This is a genomic window from Legionella geestiana (assembly GCF_004571195.1).
In the GTDB taxonomy this organism is placed as follows: Bacteria; Pseudomonadota; Gammaproteobacteria; order Legionellales; family Legionellaceae; genus Legionella_B; species Legionella_B geestiana.
Window position 1 is genome coordinate 725,856 of record NZ_CP038271.1, and the last position, 21,329, is coordinate 747,184.

Genomic DNA, 21,329 nt, shown 5'->3' on the forward strand with positions numbered 1-21,329 from the left:
CCATGATTGCCGACCATGACGCACGTGTGGAGGCGTGTGACCCGAACGCCTCTTTTATCGTCCAGGCGCCAGCAGGCTCCGGCAAAACCGAGCTCTTGACCCGCCGGTTTCTCCGCCTGCTCGCCCGCGTCGAAGACCCCGAACACATTGTAGCGCTTACTTTCACGCGCAAAGCCGCGAGTGAAATGCGCGAGCGCATTCTGCACGCGCTGACCGATGCACAACAGGAGAGAGAACCTGAAAGCGCGCATGCGCGCGAAACCCGGGAAATGGCCAAAGCGGCACTGGCCAACGGTACCGCACGAGGCTGGCGCTTATGTGAACAGCCCGGGCGTCTGCGCATTTTTACCATTGACGGTTTTTCTAACCTTTTAAGCCGCGCCTTTCCCTGTCAGGATGATGCTCCCCCACCGGGCGATGTTACTGACGCGCCTGAGCGTCATTATCTTACCGCGGCGCGCGAATGCGTGCGATTCGCAGAAACCACTCCCGCACTCCAGCCAGCCTGTCGCACTCTGCTGAAACACCTTGATAATAACCGCGAACAGCTACTCGTTTTTTTCGTAGAACTCCTTAAAAATCGCGAACCCTGGCTCGCGGCGGTGATGCATGCCAGACACCAGGACAAGGCTGTTTTTGAGAATGCGCTTGCCATCATTTGTGAACATGAAAAAGAGCGCCTGCGAAACGTGATTCCATCTGATTTGCGCGAGCCATTGTGCGAGCTGGTGCGCGAAGTGTTCAATGCCTCTGACATCAGCCGGTGTCCGGGGCGCGCGTGCCTCAGGAACTGGTTCGCCTTTGACGATTTGCCGCCCGAGCGCGCCTCCGTGCTGGCAAACGCGTTGCTGACAGGCAAAGGTGCCTTTCGCAAACACCTTGACCAGCATGTCGGCTTTCAAAAAGATTGCGTACCCGCGAAGGATTACCAGCGACTAAAAACAGAAAGCGGCAGGCTGCTTGAGGCGCTGGCCGCAGTTCCGGGTGCAAAAGAGGCTTTTGTGCGCGTACAGAAAATGCCGCCCATGGTCTACAGCGACACGCAGTGGGACACACTTCAGGCGCTCATCACGCTGCTGCCCGTCCTCGCAGGCTGTCTCATGGTCGAATTTGCCACTGAAAACGTCACCGACTTCAGCGGGATTGCCCAATACGCACAAAACGCGCTTGGTGACGCACTCGCTCCGCTTCAACTGGCGCTGCACCTCGACCGTGCCATTCGTCACCTCATGGTCGATGAATTTCAGGACACATCTCTGAGTCAGTTCGCGCTCCTTGAAAAACTCGTTGCCGGCTGGGAGCCTGACGATGGCCGCACCCTCTTTCTCGTGGGCGACCCCATGCAGTCCATCTACCGTTTTCGTGAGGCGGAAGTGGGGCTTTTTCTGAAGGCTCGAGACCAGGGCATAGGCGATATACGCCTTAAACCGCTGACCCTGAGCTGCAATTTTCGCTCGGGCGTGCCGGTGGTTGAGTGGGTCAATGCGCATTTTGCAACCCTCTTCCCAACGCAGGAAGACATGCAGGCAGGTGCCATAAGCTACTCCCCTTCCACGCCGGTGCGCGAGGACATTGCCGCCTCTGCGCCAGAGGCATATGCCTGTGAAAACAAGGAAGTCGAAGCCGAGGCGGTTATCGCGAAGGCACTTAAGCTCCTTAAGGAATATCCAGAAGACTCCATCGCCATCCTCGCGCGCTCCAGAGGACACCTTAAAGATATCCTCCATCGGCTGCGAACACGCAATATTCCTTTTCAGGGCGTTGATATTGACGGACTTGCGAACCTTCCACACGTGCGCGATACATACTCACTCACCCTGGCACTCATGGAGCCTGCGAACCGCCTGCCATGGGTCGCCCTGCTGCGTACGCCATGGTGTGGACTGACGCTTGAGGATGTGCATGCCATAGCGCATCACCAACACCACCTCCCTGTTCCGCAGGTTCTCGCCCAGATTGACGATATTGCGCACCTCAGTGACAGCGGCAGGCTGCGGGCAAAAACGTTTGGACGCATTCTCACAGCCCAGCTTGCCAAACGCGGGCGCATGCGCCTTGTCAATCTGGTGGCAGATACCCTGAAGGCACTGGCCATCGCCCCCGTTCACACGGCCACGGAAAACGCCGATATCGCGCAGTTTCTTGAGCTGCTGCGTGCGCATGAACAGGACGGCCTGCTCTCTGATGGGACGCTCTTTAAAAATGCCCTGAAAAGCCTTTACTCAAAGCAGTCCGTTCCAGCACGCCTCACGGTCATGACCATTCACAAGTCCAAGGGGCTTGAATTCGACAGCGTACTGCTCCCGGGCCTTGGCGCACCAAAAAAACCGGGCGATAAACCACTGCTGCGCTGGCTTTGCCTGCCCACACCGGATGAAACGCCGTTGTTTCTTCTCTCGCCCATCAAGGCATCTATTGAAAAAGAATGCGCAATCTTTAATTACCTCGGCATGCTGGACGCTGAAAAGGAACACTACGAACAACAGCGGCTCCTCTATGTGGCCGCCACACGCGCCAAAAAACGCCTGTACCTCTTTGCTGAAGAATCCACCAACAGCAGTTCGTTTAAAAACATGCTGCCAGGCGTTGTTTTCGCGCCCTTTGAAGCCATGGAACACAATACTGCCGACACGCGCAAACCCGTGCTGAATCGCCTGCCTGATACGGTTTTTGCCGCCTGTAGCGAACACATCCCGGCTACTGGCCTTCCCCCGGTCGTGATTAACGCATGGACTCCTCATCGCCTGCTCGGCACCATCGCCCACGAACTGTTACAGTGGGCCGGCAATCATCATCCCCAAACGGTTGACGAACTCCCTTTTCATCTCGCGCACAATCGCCTGCGCGCGTCAGGACTCGAAAGAGAAGCCATTAAAACGCTGGAGTCGGAACTGTATGCGTTGCTTGCGGCTTTTTTTGCCGACCCACGCGGGCGCTGGATTATAAAAGCGCATCAGGACGCGCATACCGAGTGGGCCCTGCTGCTCCCCGAAGGCAAGCGGCTTGCCACCCGCATGATTGACCGCTCCTTTATCGCCGACGGCCTGCGCTGGATTATTGACTATAAAACCGGAAAACGGGACGATTCTGACCTCTTGACGCATAAAAACCAGTTAAACGGTTATGCGAGACTCTGTGCACCGCACACCAGAGTTCCCATTCGCTGTGGAATCTATTATCTTGCCGACAACCACTGGGTTGAATGGCCCCATGAAGGTATCGCCGATGAACATTGAAGCCCGCATTATTGATATTCTTAACACCACTGTCTGCCCGCGCTTTGGCCTGACCGTCTCTGACAGCGGCATGCAGGCACGTCTTTCTGAAGAAGGCGGGCAGGTTATCCTGAAACTCTCTGCAGGCTTCCCGGCGAAACCTCTCGAGGAGACGCTCCTGCCACGCCTTCGTGAAGCCTTTGCACGCGCGCTGCCCGATGTCGCCCTCTCGCTTGAGCTTGAGACGCGGATTCGCGCCCATGCCACCCAATTCCCGGGCAAGGGCCTTCGCGGAGTAAAGAATGTGATTGCCATCGGGTCAGGAAAGGGCGGCGTTGGAAAATCAACCGTCACCCTGAATATTGCCTGTGCGCTTGCAGGCGCCGGTGCGCGCGTCGGCGTACTCGATGCCGACATTTATGGCCCGAGCATTCCGATGATGCTCGGCAGCGACACACTGCCTGAAGCCTCACCGATTGGCGGGTACGTACCCGTTTCAGCCCATGGCGTGCAGGCCATGTCCATAGGCTACATGACGCAACCCGCTGAAGCGCTGCTCTGGCGCGGCCCAATGCTTGCCAAGTCGCTCCTGCAGCTCCTCGATTTAAGCCGCTGGGACGAGCTCGATTACCTGCTGATTGACCTGCCTCCAGGCACTGGCGATATCGCCTTAAGCCTTGCGCAAAAAATCCCGCTCACCGGTGCGGTGGTGGTAACGACACCGCAGAATGTGGCGACGCTGGATGCGGAAAAGGCCATTCGTCTTTTTGAAAAAACCGGTGTAAGCGTGCTTGGTGTGGTGGAAAACATGGCCTCTCACCTTTGCACGAACTGCAACCACATTGAAGCCATCTTTGGCGAGGGCGGTGGTGCACGCATTGCGAGCGCCCACCACATCCCAGAACTTGGTCAACTGCCGCTTGATGCACGCATTCGCGCACAGTCAGACAGCGGTCAGCCGGTAGCGGCAACCCTGTCCGACCCGCTTGCGGCTCCATTTCTGGATGCCGCCATGAAACTTGCGGTCATTGTTGCGAAAAAGCCACGCAACATGGGCTATGGGCTGCCAGAAGTAACCGTGGAATAACGGCTACACCGAGGAAATAGGAATGATGTCCCGGTCTGTGGCGGCCGGGCTTTCACGCTCGATGCATTCCTTGAAAAACTGGTGAATGCGTTCACCCGATCGAAGTGGCCTGCAAAGAGGCGCTTCCCCTTCAGGTGCTTCCGGCATCGTGACCGGCGGCACGCGATGCTGCAGGACAATTCCGTCAAAGTGTTCACGGCTGTGCCCGCAGACATCGGGGGCCGGAACAGGCATGTCACTGTCCCCTTCCATTCGATAAACCTGCATTTTTCGCTGGTGATTCAGCGTTTTATAGGTTGTTTCATCATACCCCCGCCAGCCATGTTTATGTAAAAACCGCCTGAAGCGCAGGCGCCAGGACTCGTGAAGGGACGAGTAGTGTGCAAGTACCGGATCATCAATGGGGGGATTGTTGCTGTCGCGCGCAAATTTTGGCGAACGCACCACCGAGTATTCGGCATGCGTCAGACTGGTAAAATGTGCCGCCGTATCCATCTGCCAGCCGGTCGACCAAAGCGCGAAGGCCACCAGCGGACGCACCAGCATGCCAAGAAGCCCGCCGACATACGGTATACGCTGCAGATAGGAAATGGCAACATTGGTGGTGGATGAGAAAGTTTTAGAGGCATAGGTACCGGCAAGCGGTAAACCTCGCGACTCAAAGTGGCTCGCCACATGACTCGCAATGCTTCCGCCAAGCGATACTCCATGGAGCCCAATGCGGTTTGCAGGTACCCCCCTGTCCAAAAGGATTTGTACCATGCTGATACCCGCATCAAATAAATCCTGCGCGCGGCGCACCTGTCCCGTGCTTTTAAGAACGCCCGGGTAGTTAAACTCAATCGCACGCACCGGAATGTTCGCCTCTTGAAACTGCTGCAGTTGCCCAACGACCATGTTCTCATGATTCACCTCATAACAGCCGGTATTACCGGTAAAAAAAACGAGGTGCAGCGGGGTGTCTTTGGGAGTGCCACTGTAGTTTGCCGTTGTAATCGCATCAAGGACCACACCGGGCCTTGACTGCACCTGAAACCGCTCAAGACTATAACCTCCGGCATTTTCGTTAAACGTTGAGGCTCGGTGGTAGTGCATGCTGAGCACAGCGCCAAGGTGTATGTGGCCTGCTGCATCAATCACGGGTTTTTGGGTGCCGCCCGGATAAATCAGGCTGCCCAGTGTGCGGCTTAAGGTTCTCGCAGGCGTGTGGTAGTGCGGGTTACCGCGGTTGGCGATAAAGGCCACGAGGTTGCCGACAATAAATCGGCTGATAAAATTATCAAAAAGCAGCTTGCGAACGGCCTGTTTCAGGGTTTCATTTACAAAAGAAAAAGGTGCCAGAGCGATATCTTTCCAGGTGAAAGGCTGGGGCCTGGGCACAATAACCCTGGGCGGCACTGCCACGGCAGGAGCCTTGAAGGCCTTCCAGAGCGCATGAAGTCCCAGCCATCGGGAAACGCGTGCGGGAAAACTCGGCGGCTCCAGATGTTTTTTTAGCGCCGGAAGCAGGTGCTGAAGCGCCTGATGATGCGATGCCAGGGAGTCTTCAGTTACCGTCTCAAATGCGGCCCCCTCTCCGTCTTCTGGAAATTGCACCTGTAATTCATCATCCTGCCAACGAATGCGCATGTGCTCAAGCAGCATCTGCTCGCCATCAAGCGTTGACTCCGTTCGATGGACCACTGCTTCTTGATTCTGCCGCTCGATAAAACGTCGCCATATATCGATTACTTCCACCAGTGTCGCCATGTATTCATTCTCCTGCTGACTTGCGGGCATTGTGACAATCATTTCTTAAGGCGAGATTAACTGCCTTTTCAAAATCCACGTTGAATATTATTTCATATGCGATATGCTGTTGAAGCGCGTATGGCGCGCTTCGCTGCATGTGGTGTTAAGGAGACATTGATGGATGACCCCCTGAAAAGCGCACTGAACGGCAAGGATACTACCGCGCTCGCACAAGCCTTTGCGGCACTGCCCGTAGACGAGGACGCGCGTGCCGGAGTGCTGGCAGACCTTTTGAGCTGGCAGCCTCCCTCTGCCGCACATGCAGCGCGTGCGCTGCAAACACTCCCAAATCCGCTTTTGCATGAACTTATTCAGCAGCTTGAGACGCGCTTCCTCCAGCAGACAGAAGCCGATGAATGGCTTCAGGGCGCCATCGCCTGTGCCGAAAACCCGCAAATCCCGCGTGAATGCCGCACGCGACTGGCCAATGCCGCACTGATTTCATCAGGCACACCTGCTGAAAAGCTCATAACACTGACAAGCCTTGTGACGAATAAAAATCTGGCAGATGCTGTTTTTTATTTACATACACGCACTTCACGCATGGCTGAAGCTGAAACGGCACCGGCCTCCAACCCCTTTTCCGAGCGCATCAACCTGCTCATCAACAGCCTTGCCATTCGGGCCGCCGAATCGGTGGACGGTTTTAACCGCCTTGTGGAAAACCGCCCGACGCTTGCAAGCTGGATAATGACCCGCCGTCTGCAGGGCAAAAAAGACCCTCGCGTTTTAACCGTAGACAGCCGACTGCTCAACCAGATTTTTGATACGCCTCGCCTCTACGACTGGGAGGACAGTGCGTTTATTGATGCGCTGAGCCACACCATGGCGCGCGTCCTCTCAACCATTGGCTCTGACAGCGCCCATGCGCTTTTTGCGCGCTTCGATGCTTTTCACCGTGAACATCAACGCCTCTACACCGTTCGTCTTTGCGAGATGCTGCATGCCAGCCATGTTTCTCCCGCCTTGTTGAGTGAGTGTGTACGTCACTGTGACGACAAGGAAGCCTCCCTTACCCGTCTACTGTTAACCCAGGGAAGCAGCGGACTCCTGCCGCTTAAAATTGAGTGCCTGCAAAAAATACCCCTGCCGGTACTTGTCACCCTCTGCACGCCCCTCTTAACAACGCCTATCCTGACCTCGGCACCCGCTGCTGCAAGCAGCAGTAGCAGCAGCTCTGTCGCGAGAAGCCTTGCCAGTCATTTCCTTGAAATCCTCTGCAACAGGCTGACTGGTGAGAAAGCGCCTGATGTGCATTTCGAAGCACTTGCGCAAAGCCTCCATACACTGCCGCATGAATGGCGGCATGCACTCGTGGACGCCGGATTTCAACGCATTTGCACAACAGCGCTTTCAAAAAGCCAGTGGCTAAAGGCGCTCACTGCCGCTCAAGTAACGCCCGAACTCTGGCTCGCGCACTGTGAAACGCTTTTATCAGCCTTGAAACCGGCTGAACGCGGTGAGCTGCTGCGGTCTTTTGCGGCAAATGAGCTCTGCGCGCTTCATACGTTTCTCGAGCGCACGGCGAGCGCGCGGCGCCCCGATTTTGCCCTGCACATGAAGGATTTTACCCCCGAACAGCAGCAGGCCATTCTCCTGAGCCACCCCGACACGCGTGCCGAAACACTTGAGAGACTGTGTGAGCCTCTTGATGACACAGTGTTTCTGGATGTCCTGATGCAGGTATGCGCGAGTGCTGAAACACTGCCCGCATGGTTGCCGGCGCTTGAAGTACTGGCACTGCTGTTTAGCCACAGGTTGAATAACGAAGTGCGCAATCCCAATGCCCCCATTCATGAATGGAGAACGCGCCCACAGGCAGGGCTTCTCGCACGCCGTGTGCTTGAGCTTAAACCCTGCCTTGACGTCATTGGCTGCGTGCGCGGCCTGATGCCGCTTTATTTTCATCCGGTTTCCGTTTTTGAAGTCCTCGAAGCCCTGCCTGACACGGAAGAAAATGCCGCTGCACTGGCGCTTTGTTGGCTGAGCGCCTGTCGACATGCGCCAAAAGACCTGCAAACCTTCTGGGCAAACCTGCTACACAGTGTGGGCACTAAGAGCGTCCCCCTGCAGGAGCAGCTTGGACGCATTCTGAAAATCAGCGCGCGCATGCTCAACCCTGAGGGCGCGCTTGATGATGAGGCCTGCAAAACCCTCCTGACCTCCGGACTCACGGCTCAGGGGGTTTTTGACCCGCTGCTGCGCCAGCTCGCCAATGAGGAATATGCAGGCTCCAACCCCCGTTCTGCCGCGCAGTTTATTGCTGAAATAAAAAATCCGGCGCTGCTTGCAGATTATACCGCGCCCTCCGTGGCGGCACTGCTTCAGGCATCCATTGGTGAGGGGCTTGAAAAAAACTGGACAACCCTGCAGGCCTTCGCAGCAACCCGCGATATGCACTACCAGCTGGTGCTGCTCAACACCCTGATGCAAAAGGCCGCTCTCACCAACAGCCTCCCGCTTGACGCGAGAGTTGTCGATTTCCTGACGGCTTTTGACAATCACGAGCTTCTGGTAGCGCAACTTGGCGAGCATGCGCTGACGTGGCTTATCGCCCACAGCCCGCGCGACAGGCTGCGCCAGTCCCTTCATGGCTGGCTGACAAAACTGCATGAAGCCCGGAGACTGAATGCCGCACTGGCTGTTAATCTGCTGCGACAGTTACCGGATGACGCCTTTTTATCTGAACAGGTATTCAGCGCTCTCCGTGACAATCCCATTCTGCCCGCGGTGTTTGTGGAGCTCGGGCAGGAAGAACAGCTTACGCTGCAGACTGCGTCCATTACCCGCCTGCAGCTGACACGAAAACCCGAGGCCCTGCGTGCATTTGTTGGCAGTGTTCTGACTTATTCCACTGCCGCGCACATCCATCCAGCAACCATCGAATACATCGCGCAAATGGTCTCCCGCTGCAGGTTGACCGCCATCCGCTCAGACGACATTACGCTGGCACACCTCTATCTTCGATTCCTAAGCCAGTGCCTCCATGTTGCACCCCGAGAAGTGCATAACCGGTATCGCACGCAAAAGATGACTCTCTTCCCCGCGCAGGCTGGGATGCATGCTCAAACTGGAACAGCTGCAATCCCAGGAATGGCTCCCCGCCTGCGCGGGGATGACAAATTCAGTACAATTCAAGATGAACCACGTCATAATATTGCCACCACTGCGATGCCGGTTACGCCCCCCCGTGAAAACCATGCCGCTGTTGCCATAGAAAAGCACCTTGTAGAATTTTTCCTGGCACTTACCCGACAGGACACGCAATGGGTGGAGCGTCTTGCGGAAGATGAACACCTCGCACAAATGCTCCTTCTTCTGCTTGAACCCCTCTCACCTGAAGCACGAATCAGCCATCCCATAGTGCGCTTACTGCAGGATTGTCCGACCACCTCACCGCATATGAGCCTCATGGAAAGCACCATCTGGCAAAACATTCTCCAGTACACACTTGAAAATCCCGCCTGCATGCTGCAAAGCGAGCGCTTTCTGGCAGGCTTTCAACAGCTTTCACGGCTTAACCGGACAAATCTTGCAGGCGCGCTCTTACAACGCCCGGCAATAGCGGACACGCCCTGCTCGGTGCGAAAAATCCTGGCTGAAGCCTTAACACCACAGGAAGTGTACCGAATTTTCGCAGAGCACAACGCACCAGAGGCCATCGCTGAAGCACTCCTATCCTGTCCGCAATCGTTTTCCGAACTGAATAATCTCCAGTTTTCCGAGCTTTTTAATACGCTGCAAACATCTGCGCAGCTTGCCCGCGTGCTCGATAATACGGCTTTCAGCATGCGCCCGGACGTAGTCAACCGGCTTTTTGATAATCTGCATGCGCGAGGGCTGCCAGTCGGCTCGTGGCTTAACACGCTGAAACCCGGTGCAGAAGCCCTCGAAGCGCTTTGCCACTACACCACTCGCGAGACAGATAAATATGCGCTCCAGCACGCCATCGACGCCAACCCCTGCCTGCGCCAGTTTATGCATCAAGCGCTTAAGGAGGCTCCGGGAAACGTGTGGGTAGAGGGCAGTCTGTTTGCAGACCGCCTCAATCACGCTCTGAATGCCCCCTGGGAGGGCGTGGTCGTGCATCCGGGATTTCTCGGGAAGTACTCAGGCGCTCAACTTGAAAATCTGGTGCTCTACCAATGGCTGACCCTGACGGCCATCTATCGCCTGGGCATGCTGCTGGAACCGATGAGCAACAGTTCAGATAACCTGGAAGATTACACCGCCTGCCTTCGCTGGGCTCGCTCGCTGCCACAGCTCATCCATGCCCGGAATCGAGGTGCATCAAGCCAACCCTCTCTTCATGCGATTATTGAAAACAGCGTTGCCACACACTGCTCAGATGCCCGTCTCTTTGCAGCGGATACCAATTCCCGCTGGCTGAAACAGAACCTTCCCCGCGCCGCCGAGCGGCATGCACAATTTCTGAGTGCGCATGCATTGACACCGATGCCATGGGCTCTCGCCCTCATACACACGTTGCCAACGCTCCCCGCCTGGAAGGAGGCACACACACTGCACGCATGGCTCCTTGGCGAATGTCTGTCGCATCCACTCTGGGACGACATCTCTCTGGAGTCCCTTATCCCGGTGGTGCGGGAAATTCCCCTTGAAAGCATTATCCGCTTTGCCAGAGTCGCACATAAAATGGCGGGATTTCTTAACGATGCAGAAACGCTCTTTCAGGCACTGCCTGAAAATACTGAAGAATGGTGCCGGTTATTTGCAAGCCGCCCGAGTGCCGACCTGCAGCGAATCACTGCGGCCCTGGCACTCCTCGCCCTGCCGGTACTCGAGGCGTTTGCGCGTTGTGGGGCAAGCGTCGAGACACTGCTCCCCAGGGACAGCCTCCAGGTCTTTATCACCGACTGGCTGGAAGCAGACGCACGCCTGCTGGCTCCCCGTGTGCAGGCATGGCGAGCGCGCAGCACGCACCTCCTTCTGCAGGGGCTCATTGCCCGCAATCAGCCATCCGATAAAAAACGCCTCGCAGTCATTGCCGCAAATCCGGCCTGCCTTGAAAGCCTGTCACCATATGCGCTAGCTCAGTGCCTTGGCAGCTATCTCGATGCTGCTGAGCAGGACCGCTCGACACGTGAACACTGTTTCACGCTGCTTAAGCATCTCCTGCGTACCCCGGAAAACGCACAGGCACTTTTTTCGACTTTCACATCCGGCGCACGTACGCGTCTGCTGCGATTGTGCGTGATGCACATGAATGCGTGCGAATCCATGCTGCAAGCCCTCATCGATCTCGGTTTTAAAAACGCCATTCTCCCGCTCGTGACCAACGCATTAAAAAACACACCCGACACGGACCTTGATGCGTGGATGCCGCTGCGGCGGCTGCAGCTTTACGCCTGCCCGCCACCGCCTTTCGATGCCTGGCTCAATGCATCCCCCAAAGAACTGCTTCAGCTTCGCCATCAGTTTGTCACGGATGTCAGTCTGTTTGAGCTGTTTCAGGAAGGCTGCATGCAGACGCCAACGGATGAAAACCTCCCGGTTATCACCGCCAGTGCGCGTGCTATTGCCTGGATTAAAGACGATGCGGCGACAAGAAAGCTCAGTTACCTGAATGTCATGGATACCTACTCGGACGCGTCTCCGATTCATGAGCCGGACATTTGGTATCGCTGGCTGCGATTTGCGCAACTTTTTGCCGATAACCCACAGGAAAAACTCTGTGATGGTCTGGTGCGCTGGGTGATGACCGCCGACATCAGCCACCTTGGCGCGATGTCAGAACTGTCTCGTCTTCTCGATGAAGTACTGGCTGTTAACGGTCTTTCGAGGGCGTTGACACACCTGCAGGGAAACCCCAACTTCACCCGCGAGAAGCAGTCCTGGCTCTATGAACAAATTTTAAGGAAAACAGAAGCGGATGAACATATTCTTGAGCTGATAACGCACTCCTGCAGCGTTGAGTGGCTCTATGAACAGTTCGCCCCCCAAAATCCCAACCGTGAAACGCTTTTTGCCAAAGCACTGCTGCAGCCGCGCCTTATGCATGCTCTGCTTGAAACCGATGACACGCAGCGTGCCTTCCTTAAAGCACTCAGCAACAGTCGTTTTTCACCACAAACGCTCTCAGAGCGGCTTACGGAATGCAATGAGCCCCGGCTTTTGAGCCTGCTGGCTCTGCACCTTCTTCAGCGCGAAGATTATCTCCAGCTGCTGCCGCCCATGCAGCTTTTCAGCGGTTTTTTCGCGGCTTCCTCACCAGTGATGAACCCGCTGACGCCACTTGCGCAACGCGTGTTGCCACACACGCTGACGCTCGCGTCACTTAAAACCCTTTCGCCCGAGGCTGCCATTGCCCTCTTTACCTGCCCGCATCTCTTTCACGGGCTGACCGAAGAAATGGTGACGGCACTTCTTGAGAGGATGGGCGACCACCTTAAGAATGCCATTGGCTACTGGCTGCAGCAGTGTGTGATACAGCCTGACAGTCAAAACATTCTTCCCATCCTGCTCGACCGATATGCCACGATTGTCCTCGAAAATCTGGAGGGCTTTGGCTTTAGCACAGTCCGCCAGCGCGTCCTGCGTGAAAGCCTGCTGGCACCAGAAAAACTGACGCAAAATGCTGTCAACACACTGGTGCACGTCTGCGATGAAGGCGCTCTCCTGCTGGCATTGAACGTGTATGCCCATCGTCCAGGTAACGCGCTTCAATATTTTATTACGCGCGCCCTCGAAAAACTGAGTGTTAACCCCCTGCAGCCACATACGCTCTGCCAGCTGATGCGCCTTCATGGCGATAAGGCCTTTGCTCAAGTCAGGGTCTCTCTAGAGAATGTGTTCAACGCCAACCTCGCGCATTTCGCGATGCTTGGAAACATGGAGTATCTTCTCGAAGGGGGCCGCGCACCGCTTGAACGCCTCATCAATCCCATGCCCTCTCTCTCCCCATCCGGGGCAGAGACTTCCAGCAGCGCTCCCTCGGGCTTTAATCTCCTGCGCCGCTTTTTGCCTTTTGGCAAAACGCATTCCCAACCGGAGGACAATAATACGAAACAGCACCCGATTGTTATTGAGCGCCAAAATGCCGGGGAAACTCTGCAAGTCATCGATTATTTTCTGATTCATGCGCCTGACATGCCGAACGCAACAGCCCCCCTTCTCGCACACTATTTCAACGAGCTGCAAGCGTACCCGGACAGGGAGCGCGCAACGCACGCGCTGCACCAGACGGCGAGGCTCCTGCAGGAGGACCGCCTGTCTCCCAACACCGGCGAGAGCCTGCGAGAGGAGCTGCTTAAGCATCCTGCGTTACTTGACGATGCGGTCATTGACTGCATGCTGAGCAGTCAAATAGAAATCACGCTCCATGGGCTTGGAGAGCATGGCCACTATCAGCTGCTGGAACGCGTTTGCGAACGCGCCTTGACCTTTGAGAAATATCAAAACAACCACGACCAGCCGCGTCTTGAGCAGGCACGCGCTGAGGCGCGGTTTGAACGTGAACTGTCGGAAATGCAGGGCTTTCTTGTAGGGCTGCGACGCTTTTTTAAACGCTGGTGGCACGACCTTTTTGCGCCTCCCCGCATGTATGTGACACCCTTTGACAGGCTCATCCCGCTTCCCGAGCCAGTGCCCACACACCCCGCAAATCCTGTTGAGAGCACTCCATCGCTTGCCGAGGAAATTGAAGCCTTTGAGTTCGCGGGTACTCATGCACGCGAGCAATTTCAGCGTACAACCTTTGAAAGCCGTATCAACCATACTTCCGTCAACCGCGAGGCACTTCTCGAGTCGGAAATCGTACAGACCAACCGTATCCGCCTCGCCGGCATTTTGTTTCGCAATGGTGATGCACCCGCCGCCGTGCGCCTTTTAATCGAGCCTCCACTCGGTGAACTCCATCAGAAAGCGGCTGACAGCATCAGGCTGCAGCCGTTGCCTGTACTGCGGGCGCCCACAGCCCCACCGAAAAGCCCGACAGTAAGTCGGGGGCTTTTTGCGACACTTGCAGCATTTTGGCCTGCCTCAGGGCGGTCTGTGGCAGCCACTTCAAGTTCATCATCAAGCGCTTTACAGGTGCATGGATTATGAGCAGTTATGCTATACTTTGATAAAATTTTAATGGGAAAATCTGTATGCGATTCGCTATTGGCAAAGGTCCCCTGAGTGCTCCGTATCAAGAAAACCCGCAAGGAATTGCAAAGATGCAGGAGGCCATTCTGCGTGCGTCACAAACTGCCCCCAATAGGCCTGTTTATTTTGCAACGGATAACTCAGACAAAAAAAGCGCCCCCTGTTCCGCCTTTAATGACCGAGGACAACTTCGGATTGGGTTTAAGAAAAGGGGGGTTTTTGGTGAATCACTCTCGGCTTTTCTTAAAAGCCACTTTATGCCCAAAGGAGTCTTTAGGCTTCCGGCTGATAAGCCAACAGAAGCCATCAAACTCCAGCGCGGCAATCCTGTAAGCCGCGAAGACTCTCGGGCGCTTCAGGCAGAACACGTAGCCTCCATGCGCAATATGTCCAAGACATCGACGTCTCAGCCACCTGTCACTGCCGCTCCCAGCGCGGACTTTCGCCAAAATATGCAGCAGTTACGTGATCAAGCCCCGGATGCATCATTTCGCAGCTTACTTACTCCCTATCGCAGCATGGGCAGAACGTTTTTTTGTGGCACTAAAGTTCCAGAACACATCGGTAAAATCAGCAAGACCCTTGACGACAACAGACTGACAGAACCACAAAAGATAGCTAGAATACAAAATATTGCCACAGATGCCCTCAAAAAAAATCCACTCCTGCGCGACAGCCAGCTGCAGAGATTTTATGAAAAACTGAATGCTGTGAGCGGCAACTGCTCCACCCTCAATGAGGTTGTCGAAAAAATGAAGCAACCTGCTCAACCGTTGAATACACACAGAGGCCCCGCACGTCCTTAATCTGTTTGACAGCGTTGGCGTACGCTGGTATTTTGGTCTGAGATTGCCTGCATACACTGAAACGGACTTTGAGTGACCACCATCACCGCATACCTGCGTACCGCATGCCGACACCGGATGCCCGCTTTTCTTCTGGCAACCCTTTGCCTCTTTGCGCACGCCCCTGATTTACATGCCAATACCCGTGAAGACCCGGCTGTTCTTAAAGGCCTTGTCGAGCGTTTTGTTGCCGCCAATCTGCACGCGCCGGCCGGTGAAGAGCTGGTACTGCAGGAGGTTTCCATCGATGCAAACATCAATGTTGCTCCCTGCCGGGTACCAGTCAGCGCAATGTTCGCGCAATCTCAGGGAACACCGAATACCGTCATCCTCCATTGCAGTGATGCCTCTGGATGGACGCTCTACGTCCCGGTGCGCATTGAAGCGCTTGCAAACGTCGTCGCCACCACGCGCCGCCTGATGCCGGGAGATTTGATTTCCGAACACGACCTTGTTATCGAGAAACGCCCCGTCTCGGGACTCTTTGACGGTTATTACCGCGACATGGATGCACTTGCCAGCATGAGTGTGGCACGCATGCTGCCTGCAGGCTCAGTGCTCACACCTAAAAATGTTCGGCGGGTCGCCATGGTACACCGTAACCAGGCGATTGCGCTGGTGCTCAAAAAAGGCCCTATTGCCGTAACCATGACTGGAATTGCCAAAACTGACGGGTTTTTGCATGAAACCATTAAAGTCATGAACCCTTCCTCACGGAAGGTTGTGGACGCTGTGGTAACGGGCTATAACAGCGCGGAAATAACCTGACCGGTAGCACCGGTCTTTAGCGAAGACTACCATCATGCTCGTGATTGCAGGCTATCTGGTTACGATTCTCTCCGTTTTCGGTGGGTTTGCGCTCGCCGGCGGCCATCTGTATGCGCTTTTTCAGCCCATCGAATTCCTGATGATTGGCGGTGCCGCCCTTGGTTCGTTTATTGTTGGCAACAGCATGAAAGTCATCAAGGCGACCATCAGCGGCGTTTTTTCAACCCTGAAAGGCTTTCACTACTCCCGCGCGTTTTATGTCGAACTGCTCTCGCTCATGTTTGAAATTGTCAATAAAATCAAAAAAGATGGCGTGCTGGCCATTGAAGCCGACATTGAAAATCCAACGCAAAGCGCGATTTTCAGGCGCTATCCGCTGATTTTGAAAGAAGCCTCCCTGATGGAGTTTCTCTGTGACTATCTTCGCCTCATTGCCACGGGTCGCATTGATGCCCATCAGCTGGAAATGTTGATGGAACAGGACATCGAAACCCTGGAAAGTGAAATGGAGCAACCCATTCACGCTATCCAGAAAGTCTCTGACAGCATGCCGGCCTTCGGGATTGTGGCGGCAGTCATGGGCGTTGTGCACACCATGGAATCCATGGGTATTCCACCGGAACAGCTTGGCGGGTTGATTGCCAAAGCAATGGTCGGAACCTTTCTCGGGGTACTGCTCGGCTATGGATTTACCGCCCCACTCGCGGTTCTGCTTGAGCACAAAATGAATGCATCGGTTAAGGTGCTGAATGCCGTACGGGTCATACTGCTTGCCAGTGTCAATCAGTTTTCGCCAGCCATTGCCGTGGAATTTGGGCGTAAGATTATTTACTCCAATGACCGCCCGAATGGCCGTGAGCTTGAAGAAACACTGAAAGAGCTCAAGCAAAACAGCAAAGCGGCCGTATAACATGAACGATAAACAGCCCCCCATTATCATTATCAAACGGGTGAAAAAAAAGGCTGAACACCACGGTGGCTCATGGAAAATCGCCTATGCCGATTTCGTAACCGCCATGATGGCTTTTTTTCTGCTGCTGTGGCTGCTCTCACTGCTTAATAAATACCAGCTTCAGGGCATATCCAATTATTTTCGCACCCCGTTAAAAGAAGTCTTTGTGCAAAACGAGCGAAATAATTCGAAAACGCCGCAAAAGCCGACTGAGAACGTCCAAAAATATAAAAACGGCTCACAAAAGTCTGAGGAAACCAAAGCGGCCGATTCGGCAACGCCAAAATCACAGAGCGGTAAAACCATGAAGGATGACGGTGACAAACAGGCTGGCAGCACGCAGGTTGAAAAACCTGATGACAAAGAAATGCAGGAGATGATGCAGCTTAAGGAAAAAATGGAGCGTGATCTCATGAATGCGAGGGAGCTTGGCGATTTGCGCCAGCACCTGAATTTTGAGCTGACCGATGATGGCATTAAAATTCAGCTGCGCGACCTTGAAAACCAGCCGATGTTCTCCCTTGGAAAAACTGATTTCCAAACGTATGCCTATAAAATCATGCCGTGGTTGAGTGGCGAGCTCAATTCGGTGAAAAAACGCATTCTTATCATTGGACACACCGATTCCAACCCCTATGAGGATGAAGGTCATTACACCAACTGGGAACTTTCCGCCGAGCGCGCCAATGCTACGCGCCGCGCTCTCGTTCGTTACGGCATGCAGCCCTATAAAATTATCCGAATTGAGGGGGCCGCCGATACGAATCTACTTGATAAACGGCGCGGTGAAAACGCCATTAACCGGCGTATTGAAATTATCATTCTGAACGATGCAGCGACTAAAAAGCTGCTTAATGAGTAGGCGGTTATTCGGCATGAACAACGATAATCCTGACAGTTTGCCCCCTGAACCCGCTGAGTTTCTCTCTGAATTCAGCACGACACTGCTGCCGCTCGAAAACCCGAAAATCATCGGCATCATCGAGCAGTTTATTACCGATTTGCAGCGTGAGGTTACGGGTTTTTTGCGCAAAAAAGCGCGCTTTGAATTTAACGCGGTCAATGTTTGCGACCCCATGGAAGTGCGCGCCATTGAAAATCCGGCGGCTTTCGCGAGCTTTCAGATCCAGCCAGAGGGTAAGTACGGTCTGCTTTTTTTTGCGTTTGATTTTCTGCACCATACCATCAACCTGCTTTTTGGCGGCACACCGAATCGCAATGAAGACATCATGCGCGGGCTTGGAAAATCAGGGCAGGCCATTGCCCGAAAAATCACGGAAATGAGCCTTGGCGCTTTTCAAAACGCATTGAGCAGCCACATTCCGGTCACTCTTGAGTGTGCGCGGATATCAGACGTGCCGGGGCTTGTGCTGAATCAGCTCGATAACACCCAGCTCTTTAATTTTTCTTTTAAAGCGACCATTGACGGCCTTGAAAGCCGCTTTCATATCGCCATCCCTGAACCATTGGTAGAACTGCTTTCCATACCCCCGGAACCCGCGAAAGCCACGCCATCGGAAATGGCAACCCCAACCATTGATTCCAGAAAGCGCAGCGAACTCATCGATTCGACCGTTACCGTTTCGGCGATACTCCCAAGTATTAAAATTCAACTCAAAGATGTGCTAAACCTTAAGTCAGGGGATACTATTCCGGTTAAAGACCCGAATGAAGTCTATCTAATGTTAAATAACAAGCGGCTGTTTCGGGCCACACCTGGCAAGTCGAATGATGTACGCGTAGTTAAAATTGAAGAGATGCTCTAAAGGAGTCAGACATGACAGACGCAACAGAAGATAACGGCAGCGCCATTGAGCACGCTTTAGGCGACAGGCTTTTTGAAGGCGGGAATGTCGGCATACTCGATGATATCACCATGGATTTAACGGTAGAAATTGGCCGGGCAAAAATCAAAATCAGTGATTTACTGAATTTGAAGAAAGGCGCCATTATTGAGCTGAACCAGGGGTCAGACGAGCCACTGAACATTTATGCCAATGACAAACCCATCGCCCGTGGTCATATTATTTCCGCAGGCGGGAAATACTGCGTCCGTATTGTCTGACATCATGCACGGCTATCTGTATTACACAGTTGTTTTAGGGTTGACGCTCGCGGCACTCGTGCTCTCGCTCTGGTGGGTGCGGCGTACAACCCGTCACCACGTAGAAAAAGGCGAAGGCATGGAAGTCCTGCAGCAGTTTGCTCTCAGTCAGCGGGAACGTATTGTCTGCATTCGTGTTCACGGGGTTAAACTGCTGCTCGCCTCAACGCCCCAGGGCCTTTCAACCCTGCATGTGTTTGCAGCAGAACCACCGACACCGCCCTGCACTCCAGGAGTACCGTTTTCATGCGACAAAAGCAGTTCTTGACCTTAGGGCTCTGCATTGGCTCCCTTTTTATCAGCACCTGTGCATTCGCCGATTCTCCGAGCCTGACACTCCTGACCAGCAAAACGCAGGGCGGGGAAGTGACGTGGAATCTCAGCATCAAAATCCTCGCCGCCATGGCGTTACTTACGCTTTTGCCGGCTCTCATCATGACCACCACGGCCTTCACCCGCATTATCATTGTGTTTTCGATTCTGCGCCAGGCCATCGGCATTCCGAACGTTCCGGGAAACCAGATTCTCATCGGGCTCGCGCTCATGATGACCCTTTATGTCATGGCACCAGTCGCGGCACGCATTAACGATGCCGGCATCACGCCATGGATGAATGGCCAGATAACGGAAACTGAGGCGTTTGAAAAGATTGGTGGCGAACTGCGCGGCTTTATGCTCAAGCAAACCCGCAAGGCGGATTTAGGGCTTTTTGCACGCCTTTCTAAAACACCCGTTAAAAACGGTGAGTATCCACTCAGCATCATCATGCCGGCATTTTTAACCAGTGAACTCAAAACGGCCTTTCAAATTGGCTTTCTTATTTTTCTGCCATTTTTGATTATTGACCTTGTGACCGCAAGCGTCCTGATGTCGATGGGGATGATGATGCTCTCGCCAATGGTTATCTCGCTGCCATTTAAACTGCTGTTTTTCGTGCTGGTGGATGGCTGGACACTGATGCTTTCGAGTCTCGTGACGAGTTTTCGTTAGATGCTGGTGGAAGAAGGAGCAATCTTCTGACCATTGATGCCACCTAATGCCGATAAATTGTTGTTTTATCTACAAAATACCATATCGGGAGGGGTGCGCGAAAAAAACATCCGGCCTTTGGGGATGCCCGATGCCGGGCTTCGCGACGCTCAACCCAGCCTACCGATAAGTGTTTATTTTATTTAAAAATTTTGTAGCCTGCGCTGATAAGCGCGGGACAGGATGCGCGAAAAAAACATCCGGCCTTTGGGGATGCCCGATGCCGGGCTTCGCGACGCTCAACCCAGCCTACCGATAAGTGTTTATTTTATTTAAAAATTTTGTAGCCTGCGCTGATAAGCGCGGGACAGGATGCGCGAAAAAAACATCCGGCCTTTGGGGATGCCCGATGCCGGGCTTCGCGACGCTCAACCCAGCCTACCGATAAGTGTTTATTTTATTTAAAAATTTTGTAGCCTGCGCTGATAAGCGCGGGACAGGATGCGCGAAAAAAACATCCGGCCTTTGGGGATGCCCGATGCCGGGCTTCGCGACGCTCAACCCAGCCTACCGATAAGTGTTTATTTTATTTAAAAATTTTGTAGCCTGCGCTGATAAGCGCGGGAGGGATGCGTGAGAAAAACATCCGGCCTTTGGGGATGCCCGATGCCGGGCTTCGCGGCGCTCAACCCAGCCTACCGATAAGTGTTTATTTTATTTAAAAATTTTGTAGCCTGCGCTGATAAGCGCGGGACAGGATGCACGAAAAAACATCCGGCCTTTGGGGATACCCGATGCCGGGCTTCGCGGCGCTCAGCCAGGCATACCGAAAAGCCCATTAAATATAATGGTTTATTCACGGATGTAACCCTGCTCTTTCAGGGTGGCAGTACTTCACAATATTGCTGCAAACGCAGAATATTGCTAAGGCTCGCTTCAAGAGAGGCGCGCTGAAGCTTAAGCGTTTCGAGGTTTTTTTTATCCTGCGCCACAATCGCTGCAAGTGCCTGAAGATTGCCCTCAGCCAGTGCGCTTGAGACAAGGGCCTCCCGCAGTGTCAAAAATTCGGCTTCCTGCATCCCATGCTCGCTGAAACCGGTGATGGCAAGTGTTGCTTCATCAAGCTCCAACATGGTCCCACCACGCTTTCATGTTTTCGATAATGGTGACGCACTCCTGAAGACCCTCGGCATCATTGCGCGCGTTGACGAGAAAAAGTGCCTGCTCAACGTGGCGATAAAGCGCATCAATACGGGCGACACCGGCAGGGTCGACATCAGCACGCAGGATATCACGCAGGTAACAGACAATGTTGTTCGCCGAGCCGATAGCCTTGCACTTCGTTATCACATCCTTCTCAGCAATAGCGTTTGCCGCAGTCTGCAAATCGATAAGCGCCTTCTCAAAAAGCATCTGAATACGGCGGTGCTCACTCGCCCCCATAACCTCACTGTTCTGACTGACCTCAGCATACATTCCAAGCCCGTTCATC

The 21,329-nt window shown here is 54.1% G+C and carries 14 protein-coding genes; 11 read left to right on the top strand and 3 right to left on the bottom strand.

Annotated elements, in window-relative coordinates; all coding sequences use genetic code 11:
* The first annotated feature begins 2 nt into the window (after positions 1–2).
* Positions 3–3,236, top strand: coding sequence for a UvrD-helicase domain-containing protein (locus tag E4T54_RS03150; protein ID WP_028386922.1), 3,234 nt, complete (start codon positions 3–5; stop codon positions 3,234–3,236).
* A complete protein-coding gene (locus E4T54_RS03155) occupies positions 3,226–4,302 on the top strand; it encodes an Mrp/NBP35 family ATP-binding protein (protein WP_028386921.1) in 1,077 nt (358 codons plus the stop codon). The genes E4T54_RS03150 and E4T54_RS03155 overlap by 11 nt, the downstream gene beginning before the upstream one ends.
* 3 nt (positions 4,303–4,305) lie before the next feature.
* Here E4T54_RS03155 and E4T54_RS03160 read toward each other — a convergent pair whose 3' ends face one another.
* Entirely contained in the window at positions 4,306–6,081 is a 1,776-nt protein-coding gene (locus E4T54_RS03160) for an alpha/beta hydrolase family protein (RefSeq protein ID WP_028386920.1), read from the bottom strand.
* Between the two features lie 129 nt (positions 6,082–6,210).
* Between E4T54_RS03160 and E4T54_RS03165 the strand changes: the two genes are divergently transcribed.
* From E4T54_RS03165 to fliP, 9 genes are all read left to right on the top strand, one after another.
* Positions 6,211–14,157 carry a hypothetical protein gene (locus E4T54_RS03165; RefSeq protein WP_028386919.1) on the top strand — a complete coding sequence of 2,649 codons (7,947 nt, stop codon included), beginning with the start codon at positions 6,211–6,213 and terminating at the stop codon, positions 14,155–14,157.
* 44 nt (positions 14,158–14,201) lie between these two features.
* A complete protein-coding gene (locus E4T54_RS03170; RefSeq protein WP_115152810.1) occupies positions 14,202–15,005 on the top strand; it encodes a hypothetical protein in 804 nt (267 codons plus the stop codon).
* A gap of 72 nt (positions 15,006–15,077) precedes the next feature.
* On the top strand, positions 15,078–15,812 hold the full coding sequence (gene flgA, locus E4T54_RS03175) for a flagellar basal body P-ring formation chaperone FlgA (protein WP_058387093.1): 735 nt from the start codon (positions 15,078–15,080) through the stop codon (positions 15,810–15,812).
* A gap of 34 nt (positions 15,813–15,846) precedes the next feature.
* The gene (gene motA, locus E4T54_RS03180) at positions 15,847–16,722 is read left to right on the top strand and encodes a flagellar motor stator protein MotA (protein WP_028386916.1); all 876 of its coding nucleotides are present in this window, start codon (positions 15,847–15,849) and stop codon (positions 16,720–16,722) included.
* Position 16,723: 1 nt separating this feature from the next.
* Entirely contained in the window at positions 16,724–17,626 is a 903-nt protein-coding gene (gene motB / locus E4T54_RS03185; RefSeq protein ID WP_035903282.1) for a flagellar motor protein MotB, read from the top strand.
* A 13-nt stretch (positions 17,627–17,639) separates the two neighbouring features.
* Positions 17,640–18,530, top strand: a complete 891-nt coding sequence (locus tag E4T54_RS03190; RefSeq protein WP_028386915.1) for a FliM/FliN family flagellar motor switch protein — start codon at positions 17,640–17,642, stop codon at positions 18,528–18,530.
* Between the two features lie 11 nt (positions 18,531–18,541).
* Positions 18,542–18,829, top strand: a complete 288-nt coding sequence (locus tag E4T54_RS03195; RefSeq protein ID WP_051550982.1) for a FliM/FliN family flagellar motor switch protein — start codon at positions 18,542–18,544, stop codon at positions 18,827–18,829.
* A gap of 4 nt (positions 18,830–18,833) precedes the next feature.
* Entirely contained in the window at positions 18,834–19,136 is a 303-nt protein-coding gene (locus E4T54_RS03200) for a FliO/MopB family protein (RefSeq protein WP_028386914.1), read from the top strand.
* Complete coding sequence (fliP, locus tag E4T54_RS03205; RefSeq protein WP_051550981.1) at positions 19,115–19,858, top strand: flagellar type III secretion system pore protein FliP; 744 nt, start codon at positions 19,115–19,117, stop codon at positions 19,856–19,858. The genes E4T54_RS03200 and fliP overlap by 22 nt, the downstream gene beginning before the upstream one ends.
* Positions 19,859–20,715: 857 nt before the next feature.
* Here fliP and E4T54_RS03210 read toward each other — a convergent pair.
* Positions 20,716–20,970, bottom strand: a complete 255-nt coding sequence (locus E4T54_RS03210) for a hypothetical protein (protein WP_028386889.1) — start codon at positions 20,968–20,970, stop codon at positions 20,716–20,718.
* Positions 20,957–21,328, bottom strand: a complete 372-nt coding sequence (locus E4T54_RS03215) for a flagellar export chaperone FliS (RefSeq protein WP_028386888.1) — start codon at positions 21,326–21,328, stop codon at positions 20,957–20,959. Before E4T54_RS03215 ends, E4T54_RS03210 begins: the two co-directional genes overlap by 14 nt.
* Between the last annotated feature and the right edge of the window lies 1 nt (position 21,329).

Bases quoted from the DNA above. Each gene is read 5' to 3' on its own strand.
- E4T54_RS03155 (WP_028386921.1), top strand. From the start codon at position 3,226: ATGAACATTGAAGCCCGCATTATTGATATTCTTAACACCACTGTCTGC.
- motB (WP_035903282.1), top strand. From the start codon at position 16,724: ATGAACGATAAACAGCCCCCCATTATCATTATCAAACGGGTGAAAAAA.
- E4T54_RS03160 (WP_028386920.1), bottom strand. From the start codon at position 6,081: ATGCCCGCAAGTCAGCAGGAGAATGAATACATGGCGACACTGGTGGAA.
- E4T54_RS03150 (WP_028386922.1), top strand. From the start codon at position 3: ATGATTGCCGACCATGACGCACGTGTGGAGGCGTGTGACCCGAACGCC.
- E4T54_RS03195 (WP_051550982.1), top strand. From the start codon at position 18,542: ATGACAGACGCAACAGAAGATAACGGCAGCGCCATTGAGCACGCTTTA.
- E4T54_RS03200 (WP_028386914.1), top strand. From the start codon at position 18,834: ATGCACGGCTATCTGTATTACACAGTTGTTTTAGGGTTGACGCTCGCG.
- E4T54_RS03210 (WP_028386889.1), bottom strand. From the start codon at position 20,970: ATGTTGGAGCTTGATGAAGCAACACTTGCCATCACCGGTTTCAGCGAG.
- fliP (WP_051550981.1), top strand. From the start codon at position 19,115: ATGCGACAAAAGCAGTTCTTGACCTTAGGGCTCTGCATTGGCTCCCTT.
- E4T54_RS03190 (WP_028386915.1), top strand. From the start codon at position 17,640: ATGAACAACGATAATCCTGACAGTTTGCCCCCTGAACCCGCTGAGTTT.
- E4T54_RS03170 (WP_115152810.1), top strand. From the start codon at position 14,202: ATGCGATTCGCTATTGGCAAAGGTCCCCTGAGTGCTCCGTATCAAGAA.
- E4T54_RS03215 (WP_028386888.1), bottom strand. From the start codon at position 21,328: ATGAACGGGCTTGGAATGTATGCTGAGGTCAGTCAGAACAGTGAGGTT.
- E4T54_RS03165 (WP_028386919.1), top strand. From the start codon at position 6,211: ATGGATGACCCCCTGAAAAGCGCACTGAACGGCAAGGATACTACCGCG.
- motA (WP_028386916.1), top strand. From the start codon at position 15,847: ATGCTCGTGATTGCAGGCTATCTGGTTACGATTCTCTCCGTTTTCGGT.